Below are 17414 nucleotides of genomic sequence, written 5' to 3'. Positions count from 1 at the left end.
AGGGTGCAAGAGCCTATAAACCAACAAAAACCCAAAGCAATCCCCAAGCCTGTGCCTGCTTCCAACACCTTGCGGAAGCTAGATATTCGCTTTCCGGAGGAATTGCCGGTCTCTGGTCAGCGTCAGCTGATCAAGGATGCCCTGCAGAGCCACCAGGTGGTCATTGTCTGCGGAGAGACGGGCTCTGGTAAGACAACGCAGCTGCCAAAGATCTGTCTAGACTTGGGGCGAGGCGTTGTTAACGGTTGCAAGCTCATTGGCCACACTCAACCCCGCAGGATCGCAGCAACTGCCACGGCCAAGCGCATCGCTCAAGAGCTAGGTTCACCCATCGGTCAGGATGTTGGTTACCAAGTGCGTTTTGCCGATAAGACTAGCCACACAGCCTCTATCAAATTGATGACAGATGGCATCTTGTTAGCCGAGACGCAGCGCGATCCACAGCTACGTGCTTATGACACGCTCATCATCGATGAGGCGCATGAGCGCAGTCTCAATATTGATTTCTTATTGGGCTATTTGCGTCAGCTCCTACCAAAGCGACCAGATCTTAAGCTGATTATCACTTCAGCAACGATTGATGCACAACGATTTGCGGAGCACTTTGCCATGAATGGCAAGGTGGCGCCAGTGATTGAGGTGAGTGGTCGATTATTTCCGGTAGAGCAGCGCTATGCACCACTGGAACCAGATGCCAAGCCGGATGGCAAAAAAGAATCGAAGACTGCCAAAGAAATTCCGGATGCGGTTACCGAAGAGATTGCTAGCTTATGGCGTGAAGGCGCCGCTGGCGCTGGCGATGTATTGGTATTTTTGCCGGGTGAGCGGGAAATACGTGACTGCGCAGAAGCTTTGCGTAAAGATCATGTGCTGCAGCAGCGCTTTCATCCAGAAATTCTGAGTCTCTTTGCTCGTCAGTCCGTTGCCGAGCAAGAAAGAGTGTTTAGTCCGGGTAATGGGCGTCGCATCATTCTGACTACCAACGTTGCAGAGACTTCATTAACCGTTCCCAATATTCGCTATGTGATCGATAGCGGCCTGGCGAGAGTAAAGCGCTACTCATACCGCAACAAGGTCGAGCAGCTCCAAATAGAGCCGATCTCTCAAGCGGCCGCCAATCAAAGGGCGGGGCGTTGCGGTCGTGTATCGGATGGCATCTGCGTGCGTTTGTATAGCGAGCAAGATTATCAAGGCCGCCCCAAATTTACCGATCCGGAAATATTGCGAAGTTCATTAGCGGCAGTGTTATTACGCATGAGCTCCTTACGCTTGCCGAAGATTCAGCACTTTCCATTTATTGATAAGCCCTTAGGCAGAGCAATTGCAGATGGCGTACAACTATTAGATGAGTTAGGTGCAATAGAGTTTGATGAATCTGATTCAGTGGATGGCAAAGATATCAACAACAGCTTCAAACTCACTGCTATTGGTAAGCAGTTAGCGGACTTGCCGTTAGACCCTCGCATTGGACGTATGCTACTGGCTGCAAAAGAGCAGAATGCTTTAAAGGAAGTAACCATCATTGCTTCTGCCTTAGCTACGCAAGACCCAAGAGATCGGCCCATGGATCAGGCGGCCGCTGCCGATCAAGCGCATTTGCAATTTGCCGATGAGCGCTCTGAGTTCTTGAGTTTCGTAAAGCTTTGGAATTGGTATCAGGACGCTTTACAACACAAGCACAGCAATCGTCAGCTAGAGAACCTCTGCAAGAGTAAGTTTCTCTCTCCCCGTCGCTTACGGGAGTGGCGGGATGTCCACGGTCAACTCCATACGATGCTCGGCGAGAAGGGCTGGAAAGAAAATGGCCTGGCTGCAACATATGAACAAGTTCACCTATCTTTATTAACTGGCTTACTTGGGTATGTCGCTAAAAAAGAAGAGGATGAAAAATCTCAGGATCGCAATAGCAAGACTGGTGGTTACGTTGGTGCCCGTGGTATTCGTCCATTTATCTGGCCTGGTTCTACCATTGGTAAAAAGGCGGGTGCTTGGATTTTGGCCGGTGAACTACAAGAAACCAATCGCATGTATGCCAGAACCATTGCAAAGATTGAGCCGCAATGGGTAGAGCGGGTTGCTGCACATCGCCTAATTAAATCGTTGAGCGATCCATTCTGGGATAACCGTCAGGGCGAGGTCATGGCGTTTGAGCGTGGCACCTTGTACGGCCTGCCGATATACCATGGCCGCCGCGTGCGTTATGAACCTCATAACCCCGATGAAGCTAGAGAACTATTCATTCGCCAGGCTTTGGTCCAAGAAGAAATGTTTGGGCGCATGGATACGCCAGCGTTGCAACGCGAAACTGAAACTGATGCCAAGAAAAAGTACCCAAATCTGTTCGGATTCTTTTGGCATAACCGTCGCCTCATTAAAGAAATTGAAGCGCTAGAGCATCGCTCACGTCGGCCCGATGTTTTAGTAGATGATGAGTTGCTATTTGCTTTCTATGAGTCTCGCATTCCCAAAGGGGTATGTAGTCGAGAAAGCCTTAAATCGTGGTTAGCTAAAAAAAGTGGAGAAGATAAAAATCAGGGAAGTGAACTGGATGCTCAGCTTCGCCTAGAAAAAGCAGACCTGATGCGCCACGAGGCGGCCGGTATTACTGTGGATCGTTATCCCAAGACGATGTTGGTGGGCGGCGCGCAACTTAGCCTGACCTATCACTTTGAACCTGGAAGCCCCAAAGATGGTGTGACACTTGTTGTTCCGTTGACCCAGTTAAATCAAGTGGATGGACGTCGCTGTGAGTGGCTGGTACCCGGTATGTGTGAGGAGAAGGTGCTTCTCCTGCTCAAATCTCTGCCTCAGAAACTTCGCCGTCACTGTGTGCCACTACCGGATTACGCAAAATCTTTTCTGGAGCGGAAACTAGAAGAGAGGCAATTTGGTGTTGGCGACTTCTTGGATAGTTTGATAGGCGATATCCGCAAAGAGCGCGGCTTAGAAATTAAGCGCACGGATTTCAGGCCAGAAGCTTTGCCTTTGCACTCCTCTATGAATTTCCGCTTGATTGATGAGCATGGGCGACAGTTAGAAGTGGAGCGTAATTTAGCGCGTTTACGTTCTGAGTATGGTCAGACTGCCCGAAGCGCTTTCCAAGCAATTGCTCAGGAAACTGCTCAGGTAGAGTTAGGCGTAGAGCCACCAGTAGGCGAAAAAAATAAAGCCAACTCAAATAGCGGTACGGGTTCCGTTGATGCTACTCGAAAAGTAGAGCAGGGCGGTTACCGTACCTGGGAGTTTGGTGAGTTACCTGAAACATTAGAAATTCAAAAAGGCAATAAAACCTTATTTGGTTATCCGGCTTTGGTAGATCGTGGCGACTTTTGCGATCTTGAGGTATTTGATGATTTAGAGGAAGCTCGTAAACAACATGGTTTAGGGTTGCGACGTCTATTTGCTCTCAGCAACAAAGATACGCTTAAGGCTTTGCAAAAACAGTTGCCAGGGATTCGAGAATTAGGTCTGCTCTTTATTAATGTTGGCTCAGTCGATGGATTGATTGAGCAGATTTTGAATCTAGCTCTTGAGCGCGCTTATATGACTGAGCCATTGCCAGTCAATGCTGAGCAATTTGCGGAACGCTTGCAAGCAGGAAAACCAAGATTGGCGCTCATTGCCCAAGAGATTTCTCGTCACGCATTAAATGCATTGCAGGCTCATGCTGATTTGCAAAAAAAGATCGCCAGTGCAAAAGCTGCTTCACCGAGTGCTTATGCTGACATTCAGACGCAAATGCAAGGTTTGATATTTCCCAAGTTTGTTGCAGAGATGCCTTATGCCCAGCTGGTTCATGTGCCGCGCTACTTAAAGGCTATTGCCATGCGGATTGATAAGTTGCGCTCTAACCCAAGTCGCGATGCCCAGTGTCAAAAAGATTGGGAATCGGTTGCGCGTCCATGGCAAAAACTGATGCAGGGAAATAGGGGGAGCTCATCCTACGCAATGGCTGAAGACCAGACCTTGGTGGATTTCCGCTGGCAGCTGGAAGAACTAAGAGTGGCTTTATATGCCCAGGAGCTGAAAACACCAACCCCAATGTCCCTAAAGCGCCTTGAAAAGGTTTTGGCCAGCTTGCGCTAAGTCAAATCCATTGCAGTCTAGAGGTCATTTTGGGCCTCCCGATTGCTTACAATGGAGGTATGTATACATTTATCAAGATTAGAGGTTTTCGCACAATTGCGACCTCCGCTTTATTGGCTCTCCTTTTAGTCAATCAAAATGCATTTGCGCAAGCTAGCAATGCTGTGGCATCAGTAGCAGCAAATCAGCCTAAGTTGGCGGTGATTCTCAATTCTGGCGAAGCTTCAATCAGCTTGATTGATATGCCTACTCGTCAAGTCATCAAAACAATCCCAGTTGGTAAGGAGCCTCACCATCTGATGCTGACTCCGGATCAAAAGACTTTACTGATCGCAAATGCGGCAGGTAATGATGTAGCCTTAATGAATCCAACAACTGGTGAGTTGACTGGCAGAATTCCAAACATTATTGATCCATACCAAATTGGTTACTCTCCAAATCACAAATGGTTTGTAGCAAATGGCAATCGCTTAGATCGTGTCGATATTTACACTGCTGATGGCGCTAATCTGAAATTAGCAAAGACTGTAAAGTTAGCAAAGACTCCAAGTCATATTGCATTTACAGCTGACAGCAAAATTGCATTCATTACCCTGCAAGACTCAAACGAGCTCGCGGCAATTGATCTTGAAACACAAAATATCTTGTGGGTTATGCCGACAGGTAAGGTTCCTGCGGGCTTATGGATGACGCCTGGTGATCAGTACCTATTGGTTGGTATTACTGGTGAAGACAATGTCCAAGTAATCGACTGGAAAAATCGTAAGGAAGTAAAGCGCATCCCAACAGGGAAGGGCGCACACAATTTCCGCCCTCTAGGGGATAAGAAGCATGTATTTGTGAGTAACCGTATTGCCTCCACGATTAGTCTGATCAATATGCAAACCCTGGAAAAGGTTGGCGACATCACTGGTCTCCCGGCTGGACCAGATGATATGGAAATTACGCCTGACGGAAAAACGCTCTGGGTTACCTTGCGTTTCTCAAAAAAGGTTGGGGTGATCGATATCCCAACCATGAAGTTGGTTACTGTTATTCCAGTAGGTAAGTCGCCGCATGGAGTCTTCTTCACCCCAAGGGCTGGATGGGAGTAAGCATCATCATGAAGTGCATGAGTCATAAGGTATTCACACGTATTACAGCCGTGCTATTGCTCGGCTGTTTTTCATTGGGAGTCTCTGCTCAGCCTGCAGCATGTAATAAAAAGGTTTATCTCACTTTTGATACTGGCAATATGGCAGTCGCTGAAAAGGTGGCGGAAATTCTGAAGCGACAAAATGTGAAAGCCACATTCTTTTTGGCGAATGAGAAAACTTTTCGCGGTGATTTTTCCTTAGACGATTCTTGGAAGGCTTATTGGCAAGAACGCGTAAAAGAGGGACATCACTTTGGTAGCCATACCTATGACCATACTTATTTTGTCAAGGATGGACCTAAAGGTGAAGTATTTGAGAAGCCTCAGTTTGGACCCAAGGCGGGCATGACAGTTCTCTATAACGAGGCAGCTATGTGTAAAGAAATACGCCGTGTAGATCAGCGTTTTCAAGAACTTACTGATCATCCGATTCAAAAGATATGGCGTGCACCTGGCGGTAAAACATCTCCCACCTTGATTCGCATGGGCAATATGTGTGGATATGAACATATAGGCTGGGATCCCGCTGGATTTTTAGGTGACGAGCTGAATTCTGACAAGCACCCCAATAGCACTCTCCTGGATAAGGCTAGTCGCAACCTTAAGGATGGCGATATCACTATGGCTCATTTGGGTATATGGTCTAGAAAAGACCCTTGGGCGCCTGCCGTATTGGAGCAGCTCATTGCTAATCTCAAGGCTCGCGGATTCTGCTTTGGACTGCTGCCCAAGAATTCTGTAAATCAGTCAAAATAAAGCATGGATCTCAACACCATCACTTCTGCCATCTCAGCTGCTTACGCTAGCGTTCAGGAGTTTCTGTTTGCAAATATAGTGGCCCCAGTTTTATATCAATTCGATTTAATGGCTTGGGCTGAAGATGTGTTTGATGGACTTGATTGGTTTTTGTTTGGCTGTATCCAAATTTTCCTAATCATTGTTGTCCTAAGAACTTGGGAGCGTCTAGCCCCGGCAGAGAAGCAAGAGCGCTTTGCCAAAGCAAGCAGGGCTGATGTCTTGTATACCTTGTTTCATCGCTTGGGAATTTTTCATGGCCTAGTATTTATTGCTTTGTCTGGATTCTTTTTTGGAGTTGATTCCATCCTGCATGATTTCCGTTTCGATCGCTTCAACGTCGAGTCATGGTGGCCTGGTGTAACTTCTATTCCGGCTATTAGTTTCTTAATTTACTTGGTATTGCTAGATTTCGTTGACTATCTCTACCACCGTGCATCTCACGTATTTAACTGGTGGTGGCAATTGCATGCTTTGCATCACAGTCAAACAGTCATGACTGCTTGGTCTGATAACCGCAATCACATACTGGATGACATCATGCGGGCAGTCGTGATGTCTTTTGTTGCTTTGATGTTTGGAGTATCGCCCGGCCAATTTATTTTGCTAATTGCTTTGAGTGAATTTCTGCAAAGTTGGCAGCATGCCAATATCAAGACCCATTTGGGGCCCGCTAAATATCTATTGGTATCACCTATGTTTCATCGCATGCACCATGCAGTTGGGTACGGTCATGAAGCCAAAGGTAAGCCCGGTGTTTTAGGTGGCTGTAACTTTGGTGTTTTGTTTCCATGGTGGGATATGCTGTTCAGAACAGCTATCTTCCCTAAAGAGGTCTATCCTACAGGGGTAAGAAACCTAACGGTTTCACAAAACATTCTTACTCAACAGTGGCAAGGCCTTGTTCATGCCTTTAAAGAAATCATGCCAAAGTAGACTTCAAGTCTCAAGGCAATAGGAGTTGTATGGTCGGCTTGCAGCAGGTATTTAAATCATTTGGCATGGCCTTAGTTGGAACTATGCATCCACGGATGCTGTGGCTTAGCTTAAGACCATTTCTGATTATTTCTGTGCTGTGGGGCTGCCTCATTTGGCTTACATGGACCCCTGCACTCGAAGCATTAAGTATCTTTCTAACAACCTCGATGTTTACCAGCTGGATTCAAGAAGGCCTTATTTGGGCAGGATTTGATAGCGCGCGAGCATGGATAGCGCCATTATTTTTTGTCATGCTGATTATTCCGTTGATCACAATCAGCTTGCTCGTATTCGTTGCCTTTTCAACCGTCCCTGCAATTGTCAAAATTGCCTCAAGGAATTCTCAATTTCATGATCTCAAATGTAAACAGGGAGGCGGGTTCTTCGGCAGTTTGATTTACTCATTGTGGTCAGCCATTATTTGTCTGGCTCTCGTGATGTTGACTTTGCCCGTTTGGTGGGTGCCTCCACTTGTTGCTGTCTTGCCTCCCTTGCTCTGGGGTTGGTTAACAATGCGACTCATGTCCTATGACGTATTGGCTAAACATGCCAGCTCGGAAGAGCGCGATGTCTTGCTTGAAAAATATCGCTGGCCTTTGCTCTGCATGGGCATTGCATCGGGGATGTTGGGTGCAGTTCCTACATTCTTTTGGGCCACCTCGGCATTGGCTTTGGTGCTATTCCCGATCGTAAGTTTTGTAGCGCTTTGGATTTACTCTTTGATCTTTGTATTTGCTGCTTTGTGGTTTAGTTACTTCCTATTAGATGCACTTAAGCAACTGAGAGAAGAAGAGTTGGATAAAGCACTGACGGTGGAATCGCGTGTAGTGGACATAGAACTTCCGCATCATAGTTAATACGATGGCTAATGAGATAGTTGATGAAATGAAAAAAGTTGAAATAGACGAATCAAAAGATGTAGCAGCTGCAGCGCAACGTCGCTTCGGTTTAATCGTGATCGGCGATGAAATCTTGTCAGGTCGCCGTCAAGACAAACACATGAGCAAAATGATTGAGCTGCTCAACGAGCGTGGCCTCAGCCTTGCTTGGGCTAAGTATGTTGCCGATGATCCTGCGCAAATTACTGCTACGCTGAAAGAGAGTTTTGCAAGTGGGGACGTCGTGTTTAGTACTGGCGGTATTGGCGCAACTCCTGATGACCATACTCGTCAATGCGCTGCTTTGGCCTTGGGTACAAAAATTGAGTTGCATCCAACTGCAAGAGAGCTGATTGCCGGCAGAATTCAGTCGATGGCAGAAGGGGATCCGATTAAGTCAGATCTCAGCACTCCAGAAAATCAACATCGCTTCAAGATGGGCGAGTTTCCTATTGGCAGCGAAATTATTCCTAACCCATACAACCAAATTCCAGGCTTCCGCATTCAGGAGCATCACTTTTTGCCTGGTTTCCCGGTAATGGCGGCGCCGATGATGGCATGGTGCTTGGATACCCATTACAAGGATCTATTTCACCAAGATAACTGGGCTGAGCAGAGCTTTATTGTTCCGAAGGGGATTGAATCGACTTTGACACCCTTAATGGAGCGTATAGAGGCCAATTTCCCTGGGGTTAAGGTCTTTAGCTTGCCATCAGTAGGTGACGCAACCAGGGGTGGTGTGTACGCCCAGCGCCATATTGAGCTTGGTATTAAAGGCAATGCTAACCTTCTGGAAAGCGCCTGGATTGCCCTCAGGGCAGGCACCCAAGAGCTGGGTTACGAAATCCACGATATCGCCTGAAATTATTTGCACTAAAAAGGTGCAAATAGGGGTATTTGGGCTGGCATGAAGGGTATTTCAGCACTTAAACAGTGCAATAATGAGAGTTCCCATTTGTTTGCTTCAGTAAATTACATACATCCATAAGGCATGTTTGGTGCCTGGAATAAACAAGGGTGTATGCCTTAAGTTTTAATTCCGAATTTAGTTAATAGAGGAGATTTGCATGACGAAGACCGTCGCTGATGTGATGAAGTTAGTTAAAGAGAAAGAATGTACTTTCGTTGATTTCCGCTTTGTAGACACAAAGGGTAAAGAACAGCACACGACAGTTCCTATCTCTGCTTTTGACGAAGATAAATTTGAGAGCGGTCATGCATTTGACGGTTCTTCTATCGCTGGTTGGAAAGGTATTGAAGCATCAGACATGTTGCTCAAACCCGATCCAACAGCTGCTTACATTGATCCATTCTATGAAGAGCCAACCTTGGTTCTCACATGTGACGTAATCGAGCCAGCTGATGGCAAAGGTTATGACCGTGACCCACGTTCTATCGCTAAGCGTGCTGAAGCGTACTTAAAGAGCACTGGCTTGGGCGATACAGCATACTTTGGTCCAGAACCTGAATTCTTTATTTTTGACGGCGTTCGTTGGGGTGCTGACATGCAGGGTTGCTTCGTGAAGATTGATTCCGAAGAGGCTCCATGGTCATCTGCTAAAGAAATCGAAGGCGGCAACACAGGCCACCGTCCAGGTAAAAAGGGTGGCTACTTCCCAGTTGCTCCTGTAGATACATTCCAAGACATGCGTTCTGAAATGTGTTTGATCCTCGAATCATTGGGCATTCCAGTTGAAGTGCATCACCATGAAGTTGCTGGCCAAGGCCAAAACGAATTGGGCACTAAGTTCAGCACATTGGTACAGCGCGCTGATTGGACAATCTGGCAGAAATACGTTGTTCAAAACGTAGCTCATGCTTACGGTAAGACAGCAACCTTTATGCCTAAGCCAGTAGTTGGCGATAACGGTTCTGGTATGCACGTTCACCAATCTATTTGGAAGAACGGCGAGAACTTGTTTGCTGGTAATGGCTATTCAGGTTTGTCAGAATTCGCATTGTTCTACATTGGCGGCATCATTAAGCACGCTAAAGCATTGAATGCGATTACTAACCCAGGTACAAACTCCTACAAGCGTTTGGTTCCAGGATTTGAGGCTCCAGTCAAGTTGGCTTACTCAGCACGTAACCGTTCTGCTTCTATCCGTATTCCACACGTTCCAAATCCTAAGGGTCGTCGTATTGAAACTCGTTTCCCAGATCCATTGGCTAACCCATACCTCTGCTTCTCTGCATTGATGATGGCTGGTTTGGACGGCGTTCAAAACAAGATTCATCCGGGCGAAGCTGCTGACAAGAACTTGTATGACTTGCCACCAGAAGAAGATGCAAAGATCCCAACCGTTTGCGCAAGCTTGGAAGAGGCACTGGATGCATTGAAGAAAGATCACGAGTTCTTGACTCGCGGTGGTGTATTCACTGAATCTATGATTGATGCATATATCAATTTGAAGATGGAAGATGTCACACGTTTCCGTATGACTACGCATCCTATCGAATTTGATATGTACTACTCCCTGTAAGCGAAGGAGAGAACTTGAGCGCAGGTCTGTTGCGCAATTCGTTCAAGGGAGCAGCTTCGGCTGCTCCTTTTTTTCCGACATTGCTTGATCAGATGCCTAATGCCATCGTGGTATTTGAGGCTGAGACCCAACAATTGGTGTACGTGAACCCAGCTGCTGAGTCAGCTTTGGATCTCTCGCGTAAATCACTTGAGGGTCAATCTGTGCACAATTTATTTGGCGATAACGAAGCATTAAGAGTCATGATTGGCGAAGTGAAGCAGGGGCATGTGCTGGCGCAGCGCCAAGAAATGATTCTGGATTCCTTGCCCGGCAGTATTCATCAAGATTCAATCCCTGCCCATGTTGTTATTGCGGCCTTGGAAGATCCTACCCTGATCATGATGGAATGGTTTCCGATCGACCAGCAGTTGCGTAGTGAGCGCGATGAACGTGTAACGCAGCAAGTTGAGGCAAATAAACAGTTGATGCGCAATTTAGCGCATGAGATTAAAAACCCATTGGGTGGAATTCGTGGAGCGGCTCAGCTACTCGAATTTGAATTGCCGGATAAAGGTTTGCGGGAATACACGCAAGTCATTATCAAAGAATCGGATCGCCTGCAGACTTTAGTAGACCGTCTCTTGGCGCCACATCGCAAGGCGCATGTGATGGAATCCTTTAATGTGCATGAAGCATTGGAGCGTGTGCGTAGTTTGGTTTTGGCCGAGTTTCCAAAAGGACTCAGAATTATTCGTAATTACGATACGAGTCTGCCGGATGTATTGGGTGACCGTGAGCAGTTGATTCAGGCAACTCTCAATATTGTTCACAATGCTGCCCAAGCACTATCTGAAGAGATTCAAAACGGCGTTGCTCAAATCGAACTTAAGACCCGTGTAGCACGCTCAGTGACTATTGCCAAGCATCGCTATAAGTTGGCGATGGATTTGCATGTAATTGATAACGGCCCAGGTATCCCAGAAGAAATTATTGAGCGTATCTTCTTCCCGCTGGTCTCGGGTAGAGATGGTGGTAGTGGGCTTGGTCTTACTTTGGCGCAAACCTTTGTTCAGCAGCACCAGGGCTTTATTTCTTGTAATAGCCGTCCTGGACGCACCGATTTTCATATTCAAATTCCATACCGTAGGCAGGAGAAAGCATCATGAAACCAATTTGGATCGTCGACGATGATCAATCTATTCGTTGGGTTTTAGAAAAGGCGTTATCGCGTGAGAATATTCCGCATAAGAGCTTTTCTAATCCAAACGATGTTCTGAATGCCTTGGAAAAAGAATCCCCCCAAGTGTTGATTTCAGATATCCGGATGCCACGCGGTAATGGCTTGGATCTCTTGCAGCATGTAAAGGCTAGCCATCCGAATTTGCCTGTCATCATCATGACGGCTTACTCTGATTTGGATTCAGCTGTCTCTTCATTTCAAGGTGGCGCATTTGAGTACCTTACTAAACCATTTGATGTAGAAAAAGCGGTGGAGCTGATTCATCGTGCGGTTGAGCAGGGCATTCGCAATGATTCTGGCGCTAAAGAACTAACCGCCTGGCGCCAAGATGCTACGGAGATCATTGGTCAAGCACCAGCCATGCAAGAAATCTTTCGTGCGATTGGTCGTTTAGCTCAATCCAATGCGACAGTCCTGATTACTGGCGAGTCCGGTACTGGTAAAGAGTTGGTAGCTCATGCATTGCATAAGCACAGCCCTTGCGCAAAAGGACCCTTTGTTTCTTTGAGCACATCGGCCGTACCAAAAGATTTATTAGAGTCTGAGTTGTTTGGTCATGAGCGTGGCGCCTTTCCTGGCGCACAAACTCTGCGACGCGGTCGCTTTGAGCAAGCTGATGGTGGCACCCTATTTTTAGGTGAGGTAGGTGATCTTCCATTTGATCTGCAGACCCGTTTGCTCCGAGTCTTGTCTGACGGTCATTTTTATCGTATCGGCGGTCAAGACCCAATTAAGGCAAACGTTCGCATCATCGCATCGACCCATCAGAATCTAGATGCTCGAGTTGCTGCAGGACTATTCCGCGAAGATTTATTGCATCGCCTGAATGTCATTCGTTTGCGCATGCCTTCATTGCGTGAGCGTAGTGAAGATATTCCAATGTTGGCTCGTCATTTCATGCTCAGTTGCGCCAAGTCTTTAGGGGTTGATCCTAAAAAGCTCTCTGATGAAGTCTTAAAAGAAATCAGCGCTATGCCATTTCCAGGTAACGTGCGCCAATTAGAGAATTTATGCCATTGGCTCACGGTAATGACGCCCGCCAATGTGATTGGGGTTAGTGATTTGCCTGCCGATATCGTTGCGGAAGCTAGCGAGCAACCCGTGATTCTTCATGGTGAGTCCTCGCCAAGCAATCCCGCCCCCACTAAAGTCGCCTCAGGTGACTGGGAGAGCGGCTTAGGACGTCTCGCTGTAAAGATGCTGCAAGACGGCGATAAAGAAGTCTTTGATGCCCTCACTGCGCGCTTCGAAAAAGCGGTATTACAAGCAGCGCTTGAAGTAACGCGCGGTAGAAGAGTGGAGGCCGCTCAACGTCTAGGTATTGGACGCAATACGATTACCCGTAAGTTGCAAGAGTTGGGAATCGATGACTGATTCGGTTCGCATAGCCGCGTGGAATGTGAACTCCTTAAAAGTTCGCCTTCCACAAGTCCTGCGTTGGCTACAGGATCAGGAAAAAAAGCAGCAGCCTATTGATGCGCTGTGTTTGCAGGAGCTCAAACTTACGGATGATAAATATCCGCATAAAGAACTTGAGGATGCAGGTTACTTGAGTCTGGCTGCAGGTCAAAAGACCTATAACGGTGTAGCCATCATTGTGCGCAAGGCGGCACTAGCGCCGATTGCATCTGACACAGCAACCAGCTTTCTAAAACCCATTAGAAATATTCCAAGCTTCGAAGATGAGCAGCAGAGAATCTTAGCTGCCACGATTCCCTTTGCGGGAACGCAGCCGATGAGGTTGGTCTCTGCCTATTTTCCAAATGGGCAATCACCCGATAGCGACAAATTTGTATACAAGCTCAGCTGGCTTAATGCCTTGCAAACTTGGTTAGGCGAAGAGCTCCAGCAGAACTCGCGTTTAGCTTTGCTGGGGGACTTCAATATTGCGCCTACTGATGATGATGTGCACGATCCCTCTAAGTGGATCGGGCAGAACTTAGTTTCTCCAGAGGAGCGTCAGGCTTTCCAAAAATTGGTTGAATTAGGCTTAACAGACTCTTTCAGAATGTTTGAGCAGTCACCAAAAACCTTTAGTTGGTGGGACTATCGCATGATGGGTTTCAGAAGAAATGCCGGAATGCGTATCGACCACATACTGCTCAGTGAGGCGCTTAAAGAAAAATGCACCGCTAGCGAAGTGGATAAAGAGCCCAGAACCTGGGAGCAGCCTTCTGACCATGCTCCTGTGATTGCTATTATTCAAAAAGTATAGTTAACTCTAATTGCTGCATAGCTTGGTGTCTAATATAGGTTTAAGAACCTAATATCACCATCTATCCATGAAAAAAATCACTCGTCTTTCAGTTTTGGCGCTCGGTGTCGCCTTCGGAGTTTTATCTACCGCTGTATTTGCTGACCCTCCAGTGCAGCCTTTTTATGCAGCAGTAATGAAGATGGCCCCTGAAGGTAAATTAGGGCAAGTGATTAAGCAGGAAAAAATTGAAACATCTGTCAAAGGCGCTCAAGCCTGGAGGATTGCTTATATTTCATCTGATATCTCTGGTCGCAAAACCATTTCAACGGGCTTAGTAGTTGCGCCATTGGGTCAGGCTCCTGCAGGCGGTCGACCAGTGATGACGTGGGCACATGGCACAACGGGGGCAGCGCAAAATTGCGGTCCATCACAGGTTATTGATCCAGCAGTTCCTTTGAATGAGTATTTCTTGGTTGGTGGAAATTCTTGGACAGATTATGGAATTCCAGCGGTAGAAGAATTTATTAAAGAAGGTTACGTATTAGCTGCAACCGATTACCAAGGTTTGGGTAGTGGCGGTAGACATCAATATAGTGTCGCAGCTACTAATGGTATGGATACGCTCAATGCCGCTCGTGCCGCTGGCTCCATGAAAGAGACGGGTGCTAATAAGAAGACGATTGTTTATGGTTGGTCGCAAGGCGGTGGAGCCGTCATTGCCTTAGCTGGAATGCCTGACTATATTAAGCAAATCGGCACTGCATTTGATGGTGTAGATATTGTTGGTTTTGTGGCTCTAGCACCGCAAGATATTTCTATACTTGCTCCAGCAGGCAAGCTTGATCAAGCTGCTGCGGATAAATATCTGCAAGGTTCGCAAAAGATGTTTTTGGATAACGTCTTTAATTTCACCCATGCAACGATGTACTACTGGGGAACTCAAGCCGCCTTTCCTAATCTGAAATTATCAGACCTCTTTACCGATGAGGGTGTGAAAGTGGCTAATGATATTTATAGCAATAAATGTATGCACGCAGCCAGTGACACCTTTAACTTTAACTATGGTGCAAACTACGCTAGCTTATTAAAGTCTGCCCCTAGCAACACGCTTGCTTGGGCACAGGCAATGTTGAAGGGTGGTGTACCGGTAGTAAAGCCTATTGCACCAGTGCAAATTTACTTTGGCACTAAAGATACCGCCGTTCCTCCAATGATGCATAAGCTCTACCAAGATCAAGTTTGCAAACTTGGCGGGAATGTTGGAAGAATGCAATTACCTGGCGAGCAGTCTCACTTTACGACCCCTGGATCATCTAAGCCATTTTATTTATCATGGATTAAGGATCGTGTAGTAGGAAAGCCTCTAGAGAATGCTTGCCCAAAAAACTAAATCAGAAACGAAAGCAGAAGTTAAATCAAAAATGAACTCTTGAAATTCATAGCTCAAGAAGCTGAAAAACCACCCTTGGGTGGTTTTTCTGTTTGCGCAATCCAGCGAATCAATTAAGCCAAGCCACCATGCCTGAGAAGGGCATCAATGCTTGGTTCTCTACCTCTAAAAGCCTTGAAGGATTCAGCTGCTGGACGGCTGCCACCAACCTCCAAGATCTCTTCGCGATAACGTGTACCCGTTTTTTCATCTAGCACGCTACCAGTAAGCTTGGCGGCTTCTTCAAAGGCAGAGTAGACATCCGCGGATAAAACTTCTGCCCATTTGTAGCTGTAATAGCCTGCTGCATAGCCACCTGCAAAAATATGACTGAAGGTATTAATCCAGCGAGAGATGGCGGGCTGTGGGATGACATTAAATTGATCGGCAATCGTTCTTGATAGATCGAGCACTACCTGATCTTTTGCATCTTTGGTACTCAGGCTGGAGTGTAGACGCCAGTCGGTTAATGACATCACAATCTGACGCAAAGTCATATAGCCATTTTGGAAATTCTTAGCTGCTAAGATTTTTTCAAAGAGTTCGCGCGGCAACGGTTTACCAGTTTCAGCGTGCGCAGTCATCTTTTCTAAAACTTCCCATTCCCAGCAGAAGTTTTCCATAAATTGACTTGGCAATTCAACAGCATCCCACTCAACGCCATTAATGCCTGATACACCCAAAGCACTAACTTGAGTTAATAGATGATGCAAGCCATGACCACTCTCGTGGAAGAGGGTAATCACATCATCATGAGTAATCGTAGGTTGACGTAATACGCCATCGACTTTGACTGGGGGCGCAAAGTTACAAACTAAATACGCCACAGGTATTTGGATTTCTCCATTGGGCAATACTCTGCGACCGCGGGCATCATCCATCCAGGCGCCGCCACGCTTGCCAGGACGAGCATAGGGATCGAGATAGAAATAAGCCACGATGCTGCCTTTGGCATTCTTTACCGAGAAGGATTGCACGTCAGCATGCCATGTAGGCAGGTTAGCCGCTTCAATCTTCACACCAAACAAAGTTTGGATCACTTGGAAGAGTCCATCTAATACTTTGGGTAATGGGAAATACTGTTTGAGTTCATTTTCGGAGAATGAGTAACGCTCTTGCTTCAATCGCTCAGAGGCAAATGCAACATCCCAAGGTTCTAAGCCATTGATAATCGCAAGTTCGGATTTAGCAAATTCCGAAAGCTCTTGCCAATCCTTGAGTGCAAATGGTTTTGCCTTCTGGGCGAAATTCGTTAAGAAAGCGTCAACTTCCTCAACGCTATTAGCCATCTTTGGTGCCAAGCTTAGCGCAGCATAGTTCTTAAATCCCAGCATGCGCGCTTCTTCATCGCGCAGTCTGAGTTGCTCTAGCATATTTTGTGTGTTGTCCCAATCCAGCTTGCCTTTGGCGTACTGTGGCGCAAGCTCTGAAGCACGGGTGACATAGGCCTCGTACATCAAGCGGCGTAACGCGCGATTTTCTGAGTACTGCATGACTGGATAGTAAGAAGGGAAGTGCAGTGTAAATGCCCAGCCCTGTAGATTCTTCTGCTGAGCGGTATCGGCAGCTGCAGCAACAACATCCTCAGGCAATCCAACTAGATCTGCTTTATCCGTTACAAGGTGCACAAAGCCATCGGTTGCATCTAAGACGTGGTCAGAAAAGGCTTTACCTAAGGTTGCTTGCTCATCCTGAATTTGGGCAAAACGCGGTTTGTCTGCATCGCTCAGCTCTGCACCGCCAAGGCGAAAATCGCGCAAGGAGTTTTCAATAACTTTCTTTTGAGCAGAACTCAGTTTTACAAAGTCTGGAGACTTGCTGAGTTCTTTAAATTTCTGGTAGAGATCTAAATTCTGTCCAAGACTTGAAAAGAAGGCGGTCACCTTGGGCAGCATTGCGCCATAGGCGGCTCGTAATTCTGGTGTATCGGCAACACTATTGAGGTGAGAGATCACGCCCCAAGATCTCCCTAAAGACTCTGTAGCGTCCTCTAGTGGCTCAGCCAACGCATTCCAAGATGGCGCTGTATTTGGATTTACTGCTTCATCCACCGCGTCTTGTGCATGCTTCAATAGGTATTCAATTGCTGGGGCAATGTGCTCAGGCTTTACTTCAGAGTAGGCAGCAATGCCACGACCAAAAGTAACCAGAGGATTGTTTTGTAATTCAGCAGGGAGGGTCTTGGTGAGGGATGCAGTCATCCCTCTAGCT

12 protein-coding genes are annotated in these 17414 nt (G+C 46.8%); 11 read left to right on the top strand and 1 reads right to left on the bottom strand.

Annotated elements, in window-relative coordinates:
- Positions 1–51 precede the first annotated feature (51 nt).
- The 11 genes from hrpA (at position 52) to ICN19_RS00825 (ending at position 15164) form a co-directional block, all read left to right on the top strand.
- Positions 52–4086: an ATP-dependent RNA helicase HrpA gene (gene hrpA / locus ICN19_RS00875; RefSeq protein WP_216244930.1), complete on the top strand. Its 4035-nt coding sequence runs from the start codon at positions 52–54 to the stop codon at positions 4084–4086.
- 59 nt (positions 4087–4145) lie between these two features.
- Positions 4146–5180 (top strand): cytochrome D1 domain-containing protein, encoded by a 1035-nt coding sequence (locus tag ICN19_RS00870; protein ID WP_255536893.1) that lies wholly within the window; start codon positions 4146–4148, stop codon positions 5178–5180.
- Between the two features lie 17 nt (positions 5181–5197).
- On the top strand, positions 5198–5977 hold the full coding sequence (locus ICN19_RS00865; RefSeq protein ID WP_216244929.1) for a polysaccharide deacetylase family protein: 780 nt from the start codon (positions 5198–5200) through the stop codon (positions 5975–5977).
- Between the two features lie 3 nt (positions 5978–5980).
- Positions 5981–6952 (top strand): sterol desaturase family protein, encoded by a 972-nt coding sequence (locus ICN19_RS00860; RefSeq protein ID WP_216244927.1) that lies wholly within the window; start codon positions 5981–5983, stop codon positions 6950–6952.
- 29 nt (positions 6953–6981) lie between these two features.
- Positions 6982–7851: an EI24 domain-containing protein gene (locus ICN19_RS00855; protein ID WP_216244926.1), complete on the top strand. Its 870-nt coding sequence runs from the start codon at positions 6982–6984 to the stop codon at positions 7849–7851.
- Between the two features lie 28 nt (positions 7852–7879).
- On the top strand, positions 7880–8734 hold the full coding sequence (locus ICN19_RS00850) for a molybdopterin-binding protein (RefSeq protein ID WP_216245984.1): 855 nt from the start codon (positions 7880–7882) through the stop codon (positions 8732–8734).
- Positions 8735–8939: 205 nt separating this feature from the next.
- The gene (gene glnA / locus ICN19_RS00845) at positions 8940–10355 is read left to right on the top strand and encodes a type I glutamate--ammonia ligase (RefSeq protein WP_216244924.1); all 1416 of its coding nucleotides are present in this window, start codon (positions 8940–8942) and stop codon (positions 10353–10355) included.
- Positions 10356–10369: 14 nt separating this feature from the next.
- Positions 10370–11503, top strand: coding sequence for a nitrogen regulation protein NR(II) (gene glnL / locus ICN19_RS00840; protein WP_216244922.1), 1134 nt, complete (start codon positions 10370–10372; stop codon positions 11501–11503).
- Positions 11500–12951, top strand: a complete 1452-nt coding sequence (gene ntrC, locus ICN19_RS00835; RefSeq protein WP_216244920.1) for a nitrogen regulation protein NR(I) — start codon at positions 11500–11502, stop codon at positions 12949–12951. The genes glnL and ntrC overlap by 4 nt, the downstream gene beginning before the upstream one ends.
- Complete coding sequence (xth, locus tag ICN19_RS00830) at positions 12944–13792, top strand: exodeoxyribonuclease III (RefSeq protein WP_216244917.1); 849 nt, start codon at positions 12944–12946, stop codon at positions 13790–13792. The genes ntrC and xth overlap by 8 nt, the downstream gene beginning before the upstream one ends.
- Positions 13793–13859: 67 nt before the next feature.
- Positions 13860–15164: a lipase family protein gene (locus ICN19_RS00825; RefSeq protein WP_216244913.1), complete on the top strand. Its 1305-nt coding sequence runs from the start codon at positions 13860–13862 to the stop codon at positions 15162–15164.
- 113 nt (positions 15165–15277) lie between these two features.
- Here ICN19_RS00825 and ICN19_RS00820 read toward each other — a convergent pair whose 3' ends face one another.
- Positions 15278–17404 (bottom strand): M3 family metallopeptidase, encoded by a 2127-nt coding sequence (locus ICN19_RS00820; RefSeq protein WP_216244911.1) that lies wholly within the window; start codon positions 17402–17404, stop codon positions 15278–15280.
- Positions 17405–17414: the final 10 nt, after the last annotated feature.

Source organism: Polynucleobacter sp. AP-Capit-er-40B-B4 (genome assembly GCF_018882245.1).
Classification (GTDB): Bacteria; Pseudomonadota; Gammaproteobacteria; order Burkholderiales; family Burkholderiaceae; genus Polynucleobacter.
Note: the sequence above shows the minus strand (reverse complement) of the source record. Positions and strands in the feature narration are given on the sequence as shown.

What these genes read in the sequence shown, in the direction of transcription:
- ICN19_RS00850 (WP_216245984.1), top strand. Translation starts at nt 7,880, where the DNA reads ATGAAAAAAGTTGAAATAGACGAATCAAAAGATGTAGCAGCTGCAGCG.
- xth (WP_216244917.1), top strand. Translation starts at nt 12,944, where the DNA reads ATGACTGATTCGGTTCGCATAGCCGCGTGGAATGTGAACTCCTTAAAA.
- ICN19_RS00870 (WP_255536893.1), top strand. Translation starts at nt 4,146, where the DNA reads ATGTATACATTTATCAAGATTAGAGGTTTTCGCACAATTGCGACCTCC.
- ICN19_RS00820 (WP_216244911.1), bottom strand. Translation starts at nt 17,404, where the DNA reads ATGACTGCATCCCTCACCAAGACCCTCCCTGCTGAATTACAAAACAAT.
- ICN19_RS00855 (WP_216244926.1), top strand. Translation starts at nt 6,982, where the DNA reads ATGGTCGGCTTGCAGCAGGTATTTAAATCATTTGGCATGGCCTTAGTT.
- glnA (WP_216244924.1), top strand. Translation starts at nt 8,940, where the DNA reads ATGACGAAGACCGTCGCTGATGTGATGAAGTTAGTTAAAGAGAAAGAA.
- ICN19_RS00860 (WP_216244927.1), top strand. Translation starts at nt 5,981, where the DNA reads ATGGATCTCAACACCATCACTTCTGCCATCTCAGCTGCTTACGCTAGC.
- ICN19_RS00825 (WP_216244913.1), top strand. Translation starts at nt 13,860, where the DNA reads ATGAAAAAAATCACTCGTCTTTCAGTTTTGGCGCTCGGTGTCGCCTTC.
- ntrC (WP_216244920.1), top strand. Translation starts at nt 11,500, where the DNA reads ATGAAACCAATTTGGATCGTCGACGATGATCAATCTATTCGTTGGGTT.
- ICN19_RS00865 (WP_216244929.1), top strand. Translation starts at nt 5,198, where the DNA reads ATGAGTCATAAGGTATTCACACGTATTACAGCCGTGCTATTGCTCGGC.